The organism is Flammeovirga agarivorans, from assembly GCF_012641475.1.
In the GTDB taxonomy this organism is placed as follows: Bacteria; Bacteroidota; Bacteroidia; order Cytophagales; family Flammeovirgaceae; genus Flammeovirga; species Flammeovirga agarivorans.
On the sequence record NZ_JABAIL010000002.1, the window covers coordinates 458,900 to 471,741 of the forward strand.

A 12,842-nucleotide genomic window follows, 5' to 3' on the forward strand; every position below is an offset into this window, starting at 1 on the left:
TAATCAATTCCCCTTTTTTATATTCCAATACTATTAACAATCTCCTTCTCTTAGATTTTTCTCCCAAGCCCAGGCAGAACTCATCATATCATCCAACCCTCGATTGGCTTTCCACCCTAAGACTTCATTGGCGATAGTGGTATCGGCCCAAATCTGTTCTACATCACCCTCTCTACGGTCTACAATCTTATATTTTACCGGAAGACCATTAGCTTCTTCAAAAGCATTAATCACCTGTAAAACCGAACTTCCTGTTCCAGTACCAAGATTAAAGAATTCGTAGTTCTCTTCATTTCTGCCTTCCAATAACCTTTCAGCAGCAATAATATGTGCTTGTGCAAGATCTACCACATGAATATAATCACGTACTGCCGAACCATCTACAGTATTATAGTCACTTCCGAATACAGAAAGTTGATCCCTTAAACCTATAGCCGTTTGAGTAATAAAAGGCACTAAATTTTGAGGTACTCCTTTAGGCAGTTCACCTATCAAAGCAGATTTATGTGCACCTACTGGGTTGAAATACCTTAAAGCGATCGCTTTGATCTCAGGATATGCCTTTACACTATCTCTAAGGATCTCTTCACAAATTTGCTTTGTATTTCCATACGGAGACTCTGCAGGTTGCACAGGGGCATTTTCTGTTACTGGCAATGACTCAGGCTGGCCATAAACAGTACAAGATGATGAAAAGACCATGTTTTGAACCTTATACTTACGCATACAATTCAAAAGGTTAATCAAAGACACCAAGTTGTTTTGATAATATCTTAATGGTTCCTGAACAGACTCACCCACCGCTTTAAAAGCAGCGAAATGAATTACTGCTTCAAGGTTTGAATACTTTTGAAACATCTTATCAGTACCGGCTGCATCTACTAAATCCAACTCTTCAAAAATAGGACGGATGCCACTAATTTTTTCTATTCTATCAACTACATCTTTTTCTGAGTTCGATAAGTCATCCACAATAACGACTTCGTAGCCTTTATTTTGTAATTCAACTACTGTGTGTGAACCGATATAGCCTGTTCCACCCGTTACAAGTATCTGTTTCATGATTAATATTTAAGAATAAATGTGTTAGTTAATTTTTAACTTTAAAGTTGTCGCTCCATTCTCAGATTCTATGTGCAATAGAGCATATTGTTTTCTCAATTTTTGAGGTACTTTTATTTCCATTGTAGAAATGAGTTGATGATACTCCTTCTTTTTAATGGCTTTCCCTGATAAATCATGCCATACTACTTTTATGGATTTATTGATCAGTTCTGTGGGTAAATCCAATTTCACCGTTTCCCCATCGACAGGATTTGGATATGCTTTAATTGATAATATCGAAGGTTCTTGATCTGTTCCGGTGATGTTAACAGCCAAAGCAAAATCAGGAACTCCATAACCATATAACGAATCTGGTGAAGTATATCTATCTGCAGATGCCCTGATAATTCTAATTGCTTCGATTGGAGAAAGTTCTGGTCTGGCTTCCAACAAACCTGCTGCAAAACTAGCCATTTGGGGCGCTGCAAAAGATGTCCCATTACTTACTTTTTGATTTCCATTTTCATCAATCACCTGGCACCCTTGACCCAATGCCATTACATCTGGTTTTATGCGGTTATCAGCTGTATTACCCGTAGAACTTGAATAAGCTCTATTTCCTGCAGCACTTACAGAACCTACCGTTAATACAAAAGGGGAATCACCCGGAAAAGTAACCTTTCTCCAATTGTACGAACCTTCATTTCCTGCAGAAACTACTACTAATATTCCTTTTGTAAATGCATGGTTTGCTCCTAATGAAATCCATGCCGTTTCTCCATCTAAATCATCATGAGTATAGTTTTGAGTGGGATCGTCAAAGTCATAATATCCTAATGAACTTTGAATAATATCAGCACCTAAAGAATCAGCCCTTTCAGCAGCAACTACCCACATCAATTCTTCAATCCTTGTTTCAGAATTTACATATTCTGTTCTATACAAAGAATAGGTAGATAATGGAGAGCCTCCAACAAAATTCCCATCTATATTTGCCGCCATTGTAGACAATACTTCTGTGCCATGTCTATGATCATCTTCTACAATTTCATCTTTTGAATAAAGGTCATAGATTTCTCCAAAAGAAGTATTCTCAAAATGATCGATAGAATTATAATTCTTAAAGCCAGCATCTAGAACAGCGATATGAATTCCTTCTCCTTTATATCCTAATTCATGCATTTTGTCGACGCCAATCATTTCCGATTGGATTTCAGCATTACCAAAATCAGTTGACACTTTAATGTCATCAATAGTATTGGTTCCTCCCATTGATTTATCACTCATGTTAAGGACACTGGACACATGCGGTAATGCTGAAATAGTTGATGAATCAGCATCAGACACAATCACGCCATTAAACCACCTCATGGGATGCCAAATTGTTGCCCCTGTATTTTCTACTGCAGAGATATAAGAGGCCACTACAGGCAAATCTGTGGAGTCTATAGCAATATTGTATTTCTCTCTTCGATCAATAGCCTCTTGAGAAAGGTATTCCGCCGGAGTATCTAATGAATAAGTAGTATCATCTTTTCCATCAAAAACGACGAGATAATATTTTTCTTGAGCGAATAATTGAATGGTCAGTAATAATAGAGTAATAGTATATATAAGCTTCATAAATTAATTTCTAATAAAATCGCTAATTTCTAAATATAATTTAGCAAAAATCAAACAAGATATATGATGAAATGTTTATTATCTTAAATAATGTAATTACAAAGATTTCGATAATATTTTAATTATATGGAAAAAATATCTATTGTTTGGCTTAGAAGAGATTTAAGATTAGTAGATAATGTAGCCTTACATCATGCATTAAGTACATCAAAGCATGTACTTCCTATATTTATTTTTGATAAAAATATCTTAGAAGACCTAAACGATAGACAAGACCCGAGAGTCAATTTTATCCATCAGCAATTAAACGGCATTAAAGAACAGCTTGAGGAACTCGGCAGTACTCTTTATACTATTTATGACACTCCCACTAATGCTTGGAAAAAATTAGTGAGTACATATGATATTAGTGCTGTACATACAAATCATGACTATGAACCTTATGCATTAGAGAGAGATCAAGAAATAAATACCATTTTAGCTGACAAACAAATTCCCTTTATCACTCATAAAGACCAATGTATTTTTGAAAAAGAAGAGATTACCAAAGATGACGGATCGCCTTATGTAGTGTTTACTCCTTACTCAAGAAAGTGGAAATTAAGACTGCAAGAAAACCCTGAAGCAATACAACACTTTGATTGCAGTTTGGTTGAGAACTATTACTCATGTTCTCCTGAAGCAATGGTATCATTGGGCGATATGGGATTTGAGAATTCAGGTAAAGTCATTCCTCCACTTTCATTAGACTTGGATATTGTAACGAATTATGATCAGCAACGAGATTTCCCTAGTATAAAGGGAACTACACACCTAGGTATTCACCTTCGTTTCGGCACTATCAGTGTAAGGGAAGTACTGAGACAAAGTTATCAATTGAATGAGGTATTTATGAATCAAATCATATGGAGAGACTTTTATATGATGATCCTTTTTCACTTTCCACATGTGGTTTCCAATAACTACAACAGAAAGTACGATAAGGTGATATGGGAAAACAACGAGGAATATTTTGAGGCGTGGAAAAATGGCAAAACAGGATACCCAATCGTAGATGCTGCCATGAATGAATTAAACACTACAGGGTACATGCACAACAGAGCAAGAATGATTGTTGCCAGCTTCCTTTGTAAACACTTACTGATTGATTGGAAATGGGGTGAAGCCTATTTTGCAGAGAAGTTATTAGATTTTGATTTATCCGCTAATAATGGTAGTTGGCAATGGGCTGCAGGAACGGGTACAGATGCTCAACCTTACTTTAGAGTTTTCAATCCAGAATCACAAATGAAGAAATTTGATAAAGACTTAAAGTACATCAAGAAATGGATTCCTAACTTTGATCCAAAAAATTATATTGAACCCATTGTTGAGCACAAAACTGCAAGATTAAAAGCCATCGACACCTACAAAAAAGCACTCAATGCAGAATAACATTGAGTGCTTTCATATATCAATAAATCAGGAGACTACCCTCCTGATTTTTTTGCTTTATAGCCTGCTGCTTTTAACAGTTCAAGTACTTTATCTCTAAAGTCTCCTTGGATGATAATTTCTCCATCTTTTGCTGAACCGCCTACGCCACATTTAGACTTTAGTGTTTTTGCAAGGGCTTTTAAATCATCATCAGAACCCTCAAAACCAGTCACTAATGTTGCCGACTTCCCCTTACGATTTTTGCGATCAAGCATTACTCTCAAATCTTGTTGATTTGGAGGAAGTGTTTCTACTTCTTCATCCCCATCATAATCGTAATCATAATCAGGGTCAGTACTGAAAACTACACCCAAACGATCTTTCCAATCTCCTGAATCTTTTTTACCCATTACTTTATATATTTAATAACGACTTTTTTAATATAAATCGTCCAATTTCATTTTTAAATACTTACTGATAGAAAAGTATACGCTAGAAACCACTACTAAGGTTCCAAGAATTATTGAAAGTAAACAGACAAACCAAATATCTCCACTACTAATTAAGTAAGTAAACTGTGGTAAACTAGAGAATGCAGATGCACTAACTACTGCAATAAATATCGAAGAAATAGTTCCACCAACAGCCCCCTGTATAGCACCTCTGATTAAAAATGGTTTTTTGATAAACATTTGAGTTGCACCTACTAGTTGCATTGACCTTATCAGAAAACGTTGTGAGAACAGTGCCAATCGAATAGAATTGTTGATCAGTATAATGGCAGTAGCGAAGAAAATCAAGGATAATACCACTACCACAGAACCAATAGCTCTCATATTTGTTCTAACATTCCTGATAACACTACTTGTATATACCACTTCATAAACTCCTTCAATCTCTTGAAGTTGTTTTTTTGCTATTTCTAGTGCTTCATCATCTTGAATATCAATACCGACTCTAACTGCATAAGCATCTCTAAGAGGATTATCACCTAAAAAGCGAACAAAATCTTCTCCGGTAGATTCTATCATTATTTCAGCGGCCTCTTCTTTACTGATAAATTGTGGAGGATCATTCTCTGAAATAAAATCCATACTCACAATTTGATCAACAATAGCTTCTCTACTTGTAGGACCTACTTTATTCTCTAATACTACCTGCATCTCGATACCGCTAGCGACTCTTTTCGCTAAACGGGAAGTCCCTAAAGCGAATAGTGCAAAAAGTGCGATCATAAATAAAGCTGCAGAAATACTAAACAATACGTTTGTATAAGGATAACTTCCTACAATTTTCTTTTTCATAAGGTGTCTCTTCTACTGTAAAATTACCAATTAATTGGGCTTTTACCCTGTTCCTTTAAGTAGTGATTGGCTTTACTAAACTGTTGATTTCCAAAGAAACCTCTGTGTGCAGATAAAGGAGAAGGATGTACAGATTTCAACACTAAATGCTTATTTGTATCAATCACTTTCCCTTTCTTTTGAGCATATGAACCCCATAAGAAAAATACTACACCTTCTTGCTCTTCAGAGACTTTCTTGATTACTGCATCAGTAAACTCTTCCCAGCCTTTTTTCTGGTGAGACCCTGCCTTGTGTGCTTCAACAGTAAGTGTTGCATTCAAAAGAAGAACACCTTGGTCTGCCCAACGCTCAAGATTACCAGAAGTAGGTCTAGGAATCCCTAAATCTCCTTCGATTTCCTTAAAAATATTTACCAAAGAAGGTGGTTGTTTTATTCCATCTGCTACAGAAAAGCACAAACCATTGGCCTGTCCATCATCATGGTATGGATCCTGACCAAGGATAACAACTTTTACATTGTCAAAAGTACAACGATCAAATGCATTAAAAATTTGACCTGCAGGTGGAAAAATTTTCTTTGAAGCGTATTCACCCTTTACAAATTCTACTAATGAGGAAAAGTAAGGTTTCTCAAATTCAGTTTGTAGTCTAGTTTTCCAAGACGATTCTATCTTTACATCCATTATTCTATGCTTTCACAATCTCAAATGATAGAGCTGCAGCTAGTTTTGCTGTTCTTTTATCAATATCTAAAGAAGGGTTCAACTCTGCAATATCAGAAGAAATTACCTTACCACTTTTATAGATTTTTTTGAATAACTTCATAAAAGTAGGATTCGGCTCAATACCATTATAAGCTGAAGCACTTACACCTGGTGCAAAATGGGCGGCAAATACATCCATACATGTTGTTTGGTAGATAAAATCTACTTTATCTACAAATGCAGTCAATTTGTGTGTAGTCCCCACTTTATCAGCCTCAGTAATTCTTCTACCCGAAATATACTTTACTCCCAATTCATTAGCAGTATTATATAATCGCTGAGTATTACTATTCTTTTGAATACCAATCACTAAGTAGTTAAACTCTTCTCCTTTCTTCTTAAAGTCCATACCCATCTGATAAAATGGTGTTCCTGAACTTGGTAATGGATCTGGCTCTCTTAAGTCAAAGTGAGCATCAAGATTAAGAATACCTAAAGTTTTACCTGGATGTTTTTCTTCAATAAATTTCTTAACACCAAGGTAATGTCCATAAGCAATCTCATGTCCCCCACCCCAAACTAAAGGTCTATAACCTTTAATTAAAAGTTGAGCCACCATATCACCTAAATCTTTTTGGGCTCCTTCCATATCTTCATTGATGCATTGAATATTTCCTACATCAATTAATTTCATTTCTTGAGGAAAGTGAACAGGAAGGTTTGCACATGCTTTTCTTAGTTCATATGGGCCATCTACAGCACCGAGTCTACCTTTATTTCTTTTTACACCTTCCTGGCACATAAAGCCTACAATGGCAATACCTTGGTGTCCAAAAGATAGGTCTGGGATTTCTGAAACGTTTAAATCTATAATATCTACCTTCTGATGCCATCTGTAAACGTCGTAAGTGTCGCCATCTACACGACCTGTCCAAATACTAGGATTGGTAGCTAAATATGTTTTCGCTGTCATATTTATTGTATTATTTGAAGAATGATTAATATGTGTTTAATACTGATTTTTAAGAGTCTTACAAATAAACAAAAAGCTTGATTATCATTAAAAATTTCGTTATTATATATATGTAGATTCTTTAAGTACTAAAGCGAAGTTAATACTTAACCCTTAAATAAACACTATTTGTTTTGGCTACTATTGAAACTAAATTGTCTTATATACATAACCTATCACCTAATACCCAATAGTTTACTATCTCTCATAATAAATATAATTTTCCCATGAAAAAAGTTCCTTATACTTCTACTTATAATCAAACGAAAATTGAACATCCCTCTACTGCAAATGAATTAGAAATACCACGAGACTCCCCAGAAGAAGAACGGATTAACAGTTTAACTCACGGAATTGCAGCAGGGTTAGCTGTCATTGGTTTATGGTTAATTTTAAGCAGAATAGATCTATCAAACCCCAGAATGGTAATCAGTGCCATGCTTTACGGCGGCAGTATGATTATCTTATTTACTTGCTCTACCTTACTTCATATCCATACAGACGATGCCTACACTAAAACTTTTGTGATTTTAGACCATAGTGCTATCTATTGGTTAATTGCGGGTACTTATACACCAATGGCCTTAATCAAGATTCCTCATTTAGGTGGACATTGGCTATTTATTTCTATTTGGATTGTTGCCTTTATAGGTACTGTTTTCAAAATTATATATGCAGACCGTTTTCAGTGGTTATCAGTCAGTATGTACATTGCTACAGGTTGGATTGGCATATTTCTATTACCAGAAATGATACAAGAAATTGGTGATGGAATTTATTGGGTAGTTGCAGGAGGATTATGTTATACATTAGGAGTTCCCTTTTACCTTTGGAGGAAATTACGTTATAACCATGCAATATGGCATATTTTTGTGATGGCAGGAGCCGCTTGTATCTACTATGGTTTCTATCATTACGTATTTTAAAAAAGGAGCTCACAACAATGTAAACTCCTTCTAAATACTATTGTGTTACTTCAATTTTACTATGGCCTGATGAACCATTTGAAATCACCTGAATCTTGGCAGGAACACGTTCTTTAATTTGAGGAACATGGGAAATTACGGAGATTGTTTTCCCGCCAAGATCATTTAGTTTTTCTAATGCAGATATGGCCTGATCCAAAGCTTCTTCATCTAACGTCCCAAAACCTTCATCAATAAATAAGCTTTCCACTTTTACATTATTAGAAGCCAAATCAGCTAAACCTAAGGATAGAGACAAGCTCAATAAGAAAGATTCACCTCCACTAACTGAACTCACTACCCTTTCTTTATCACCTGCATATCGGTCTAAAATATATAAATCTTGAGTACCATTTACTTTTGGTGGAGCAAATAAATATCTATCAGTAAACTTTTTAAGATGATGGTTTGCTTTATGCAATAGTTTTCTCAGTACAATACTTTGAGCAAACTTATTAAATTCATCTCCATTTGAAGATCCAATGAGTGTATTCATGGTTTTCCATAAATCATATTCAGGTTTCATAGTAGAGATTTTCTTTAGTGTTTCTTCAAGTTCCTTAACCTTTTCATTATTTAAAGAAATCTCAGTTTCAAGAGCTCTTAACTCTGTTTCTTTTGATTGTATTTTGATTTCTTGCTCCGCAAAAGAATCTTGTAGTTGTTCTAATGTCTGTTCTTTAAACTTATCTTCAGAAATAGCTTTACCCACTTCTGATAGAAGTGTCTCTAATGAAGAGTTTAAAGCCGTCAATGCATTGTCATAATGCTTCACTTTTAGACTTAATTCCTGATACTCATTTTCTTCTAACAAGCCATTTTCAAAAGACGATAAAGTAATAGCAGCAGATGCTAATTTTAGATCCAATTTACTTTTACTTTCTAGGAGTAAAGTAGAAATTGATTTCTCTTCTTTGGAATAGTCTATCACTTGTTTTTCAAAAGATAATATTTCAGCCTTAAGTTTAGATAATTCAAGCTCAATCTGTCTTACTTTTCTATCCTGTTCCGTTTTTTTATCTAGAAGTACTGCTCGTTCTTTTTCAATTTCTTTTTCTCCAAATAATCTATGTCTTTCCTTTCCTTGGTACTCTAGATTAGAATTAACATCAGAAATATCATTGTTCAATTTTTGTACTTCTAGCAGATGATCTGAAATCAATTTCTTATTTTGAGCTTTTTGCTCTTCCTTTTCTAAAATTAACTTTGGATACTCTTTTATCAATTGTTGTTTATCATCCCATTTCGTTTTTAAAGCCACCAATTGTTCCCAATCATTTTCAGTAGCTACATACTTATTATATTTTGTAATATAGGATGTTAGCTCTTTATCAATCTCTACAATCTGTAATACTATCTGATATAGGGTACTAATCTCTTCCAGTCCTTTCTTTTTACTTTGAATTTCTAAAATTCTACTTTTCTCATCTTGAAATTCCTTCGCAGATTGTTTGTCAGGTGGAATATCCAATTGATTGATCTTCAGAACTAGAGATTTTCCCTCCTCTTTAAATTCATTGAGATCTATATTTAATTTATTTTTCTGAAGAAGTAATGATTCTACAGTAGCTTCAATCTTTGCTTTTGTACTTAATTCTGTTTGATGGTTCTTGAGTTTCTCTTGATACTCTTTCTTTGATATTACTAACTGATGTTCTACTTCTTTTAATTCATCCTTAGAAGAAGTCTCATGAGCATAAGGGTGATGTACCGATCCACAGACCATACATGCCTCTCCTTCAATCAGCTGACTTCTTAATTTCTCGATATTTTCAGATGATTCAAGACTCAATCGTCTCACTTTTACTTCTAATTCTTCAATCAAAACTTTTAGGTAATCAGATTCTTTTTGTGTTACTAAAAGTCTTTCCTCATTTGATTTTTTTCGAGTTTGAATATTTTCCTGTTCCAATGTCAAAACTTGAATCTGACGTTCTTGCTCTTGAATTAATTGGAGTTGTTTTTCATAAGAGTCGAACAGTTGTATTCGGTCATCCAATACTTCAAAAGGTAAATCAGGGTATTTTAATGCACCTTCTAATGTCTTTAATGTAGCTTTTCCTGATTTTTCCCAACCTTCGATCGTTTCTTTTTTCTGAGAATAAGTTAATGGCGATAATTTTTGTTGAATGCCTACTGAGACAATATGAATAGCTTCCTCAAAATTGCTGTCTAGCTTTTGCTTTTGAGAAACATGTGATCTAATAAGTGGTAAATCATCTTCTAATGTAGAAAGTGATTGATGCTCAAGTCCCCAATTCTCATCCGATTGTAATGAAGACCTTAAATGAGTAAGCTTTTCTGTTAATTCTATCTCACTTTGTTCTAATGTTTTTCCTCTTTTAACAGAAGTATCTTTTTGCTCATTAAGGTGATAAACTGATTCTTTCTTTAACTGAATATTTCGATCGAGTTCATCTACTTCCTTCCACAAAAGGTTAGCCTTCTCCCATTCCTGATTTAGCTGTTGTGTCTCTTTGCTTGCAGAAGTGAATAAAGCATTTTGAACCGATTGTTTATTTTGGTTTTCAACTAATTGCTTCTCAATAGAACCCTTTTTCTGCTCTACCTGATATAGACTTTCTTTTTGATTCTTCCATTCTTGATACACCGGAAGTATAGGAAGCAACCTTTCATGAGCCTCAACTTTTTTACGAATATTATTTATTGAAACCTCTTCTTGTTGATAAGCTTTTAATTCGTTTTTTTTCTCCTTTATATTAAGCTGATTCGCTTCAATTCGCTTTTTGTGATCTACCCCTTGAAATAAATAATCTCTATTTTTTTTCTCATTGGATATCTCTTCGTTAAGCATTTTTATTTGTGAGTTGACCTCTTGTAGCTCTTCTTCAGATTTTGGCTGAACTTCATCTACTCTTGTCTTTAAGCGTTTATATTGCTCATCCAACATCTTATATTGTTGGTAGACTTTTATACTGATCTCTCTAAAGTCAAATGATCTTGTAATTTTCTCAAGAAGGGCACTTCTATCTTTCTCGTTTGCACTAAGAAAAGCGGTAAATTGTCCTTGAGAAAGCATAACTGATTTCACAAATTGGTCAAAACTCAAACCAATCAATTTCTCATTTAGCTCTGGTACTTTTCCCTTTTTATCTGAGATCTGTTTATTGCTTTCTAGATTCCATACTTCCATATGGTAATCATTAATTTGTCCTCTTCTTTTACCTCTTGAAACCGTCGATAAAGTCCATTTGCTTCGATATGTAACAGGCACATTATTTTCTAACACTTCAAAATCCACTTCTGTCATTGCAGAAATCTCCCCTCTAGTCAAAATACTGCCTGTCTGCTCCATGAAGTCTCCAGTCATTTTACTCGACATACGAGGTATTCTGTTAAACAATGCCAATGTAATCGCATCTAAAAGAGTCGACTTCCCTGCACCTGTTTTACCAACGATACCTATCAGTCCTGCATCTTTTAAGGGAGCTGACTGAAAATCAATTTCATGGTCCCCTTTTAAAGAATTTATATTGCGTATAAAAAGTCTTTTTAGTTTCATCTTAGTTAGTCTTGTTCGTTAATCGTTAAGAATGCATCTAATAATTGTTGTTTCAGCCCTTCTTCAATCTGTATTTTATCTTCTTGATCTAGTCGTTGTTTAAAGACATCATAAGGTGTCAGGTCATTGATATCAACTGACTCATCATACATTTCTGAAGCGGATTTTATTTCTTTATTAAATGAAAAGCGATGCTTAATAATGATAGACTGATGGGTTGAGAAATTTTTCTCATGTTCATTCATCAGTTCTTCAATATCAATATGTAATGTTGGATTATATTTCTCCTCAATAATTTCAAGCTCAATTAGATTATTGAGCATTCCTTCTTCGGTATCAATACTAAATAGTTTAGTTCTCACATCATCTAGGGTTCCCTTAATTTTAATGAGACGACGGAATTTAGGTATGGCTATTTTTTTTGATGTTAATTCTCCATCAGTAAACTCTAATTGACGGACGCCATGCTCATAGTTTCTTTCAGAAAAACTTAAAGGAAAAGGAGAACCTGAATAGAAAATGGGTACTTGACCTTTTATCTGTTGAGCACTATGGATATGTCCCAATGCCACATAATCAAACTCTTTAGAAAAGATATTCCCCTCTACACCTGCCTGATGTCCCATTTGGATTTCTCGTTCACTAGATTGGTCTGAACTCACACCATGTGTATATAAATGACCCATGGCTATCACAGGAGCCTTATAAACTCGAGTTTTTACTAATTCAGCAAGTTCCTGATAATGTTGCTTAATCCCTTCTTTTACTGCATTGATTCGATCATCATAATCACTCTGATCCACAAGTTTTCTGATATCTCTATCTCTTAAAAAAGGTACTGCACAAATCACACAATTTATAGTTCCATCATCTTCCTTTATCTCAACTATCTCATCTTCAGGTGATGATGTCAACCCACTTCTTATTTGTACATCAAAGTACTTCAACAACTCCTTCGGAGCATTTAAGGCTGTGGTACTATCATGATTTCCATCGGTAATAATAATATGAAGATGAGGTGCTTTTTTCTTAAGGGTAGCAATACAATTAAAATATTGTTGCTGACTTGATAATGATGGGTAACCCGTATCAAAGACATCCCCTGCCAGTAATAAAACATCTATTTTTTCTGCTAAAATATAGCTTTGAAGCCAAGTGCTGAATCTTTCAAAATCATCACTTAAAGAATAGTTATGCAACCTTTTACCGATATGCCAATCAGCAGTGTGAAGTATCTTCATTAAAATA

At 34.5% G+C, this 12,842-nt stretch carries 10 protein-coding genes; 2 read left to right on the forward strand and 8 right to left on the reverse strand.

Annotation, left to right across the window (positions count from 1 at the left end; all coding sequences use genetic code 11):
- Positions 1–33: 33 nt before the first annotated feature.
- Both galE and HGP29_RS06620 read right to left on the reverse strand, forming a co-directional pair.
- On the reverse strand, positions 34–1,062 hold the full coding sequence (galE, locus tag HGP29_RS06615; protein ID WP_211093219.1) for a UDP-glucose 4-epimerase GalE: 1,029 nt from the start codon (positions 1,060–1,062) through the stop codon (positions 34–36).
- A gap of 24 nt (positions 1,063–1,086) precedes the next feature.
- The gene (locus HGP29_RS06620) at positions 1,087–2,667 is read right to left on the reverse strand and encodes a S8 family serine peptidase (RefSeq protein ID WP_168881583.1); all 1,581 of its coding nucleotides are present in this window, start codon (positions 2,665–2,667) and stop codon (positions 1,087–1,089) included.
- 126 nt (positions 2,668–2,793) lie between these two features.
- Between HGP29_RS06620 and HGP29_RS06625 the strand changes: the two genes are divergently transcribed.
- A complete protein-coding gene (locus HGP29_RS06625; protein WP_168881584.1) occupies positions 2,794–4,101 on the forward strand; it encodes a cryptochrome/photolyase family protein in 1,308 nt (435 codons plus the stop codon).
- A gap of 35 nt (positions 4,102–4,136) precedes the next feature.
- Here HGP29_RS06625 and HGP29_RS06630 read toward each other — a convergent pair whose 3' ends face one another.
- Genes HGP29_RS06630 through hutG form a run of 4 tightly spaced genes read right to left on the reverse strand, consistent with a single transcriptional unit; the run spans position 4,137 to position 7,067 of the window.
- Entirely contained in the window at positions 4,137–4,493 is a 357-nt protein-coding gene (locus HGP29_RS06630) for a translation initiation factor (RefSeq protein ID WP_168881585.1), read from the reverse strand.
- Positions 4,494–4,520: 27 nt separating this feature from the next.
- Positions 4,521–5,387, reverse strand: a complete 867-nt coding sequence (locus tag HGP29_RS06635; RefSeq protein ID WP_168881586.1) for a cell division protein FtsX — start codon at positions 5,385–5,387, stop codon at positions 4,521–4,523.
- 23 nt (positions 5,388–5,410) lie between these two features.
- Positions 5,411–6,073 (reverse strand): uracil-DNA glycosylase, encoded by a 663-nt coding sequence (gene ung, locus HGP29_RS06640; RefSeq protein WP_168881587.1) that lies wholly within the window; start codon positions 6,071–6,073, stop codon positions 5,411–5,413.
- A gap of 4 nt (positions 6,074–6,077) precedes the next feature.
- Complete coding sequence (hutG, locus tag HGP29_RS06645; RefSeq protein WP_168881588.1) at positions 6,078–7,067, reverse strand: formimidoylglutamase; 990 nt, start codon at positions 7,065–7,067, stop codon at positions 6,078–6,080.
- 266 nt (positions 7,068–7,333) lie between these two features.
- Here hutG and trhA point away from each other — a divergent pair, with 266 nt between their 5' ends.
- On the forward strand, positions 7,334–8,032 hold the full coding sequence (gene trhA, locus HGP29_RS06650; RefSeq protein WP_168881589.1) for a PAQR family membrane homeostasis protein TrhA: 699 nt from the start codon (positions 7,334–7,336) through the stop codon (positions 8,030–8,032).
- Between the two features lie 37 nt (positions 8,033–8,069).
- On the opposite strand, the gene HGP29_RS06655 is transcribed toward trhA, so the two are convergent.
- Entirely contained in the window at positions 8,070–11,594 is a 3,525-nt protein-coding gene (locus HGP29_RS06655) for an AAA family ATPase (protein ID WP_168881590.1), read from the reverse strand.
- Positions 11,595–11,599: 5 nt separating this feature from the next.
- On the reverse strand, positions 11,600–12,835 hold the full coding sequence (gene sbcD, locus HGP29_RS06660) for an exonuclease subunit SbcD (RefSeq protein WP_168881591.1): 1,236 nt from the start codon (positions 12,833–12,835) through the stop codon (positions 11,600–11,602).
- Positions 12,836–12,842: the final 7 nt, after the last annotated feature.

Excerpts from the sequence above, each read along its gene's own strand:
- galE (WP_211093219.1), bottom strand. The coding sequence starts at position 1,062 with ATGAAACAGATACTTGTAACGGGTGGAACAGGCTATATCGGTTCACAC.
- HGP29_RS06620 (WP_168881583.1), bottom strand. The coding sequence starts at position 2,667 with ATGAAGCTTATATATACTATTACTCTATTATTACTGACCATTCAATTA.
- HGP29_RS06625 (WP_168881584.1), top strand. The coding sequence starts at position 2,794 with ATGGAAAAAATATCTATTGTTTGGCTTAGAAGAGATTTAAGATTAGTA.
- HGP29_RS06630 (WP_168881585.1), bottom strand. The coding sequence starts at position 4,493 with ATGGGTAAAAAAGATTCAGGAGATTGGAAAGATCGTTTGGGTGTAGTT.
- HGP29_RS06635 (WP_168881586.1), bottom strand. The coding sequence starts at position 5,387 with ATGAAAAAGAAAATTGTAGGAAGTTATCCTTATACAAACGTATTGTTT.
- ung (WP_168881587.1), bottom strand. The coding sequence starts at position 6,073 with ATGGATGTAAAGATAGAATCGTCTTGGAAAACTAGACTACAAACTGAA.
- hutG (WP_168881588.1), bottom strand. The coding sequence starts at position 7,067 with ATGACAGCGAAAACATATTTAGCTACCAATCCTAGTATTTGGACAGGT.
- trhA (WP_168881589.1), top strand. The coding sequence starts at position 7,334 with ATGAAAAAAGTTCCTTATACTTCTACTTATAATCAAACGAAAATTGAA.
- HGP29_RS06655 (WP_168881590.1), bottom strand. The coding sequence starts at position 11,594 with ATGAAACTAAAAAGACTTTTTATACGCAATATAAATTCTTTAAAAGGG.
- sbcD (WP_168881591.1), bottom strand. The coding sequence starts at position 12,835 with ATGAAGATACTTCACACTGCTGATTGGCATATCGGTAAAAGGTTGCAT.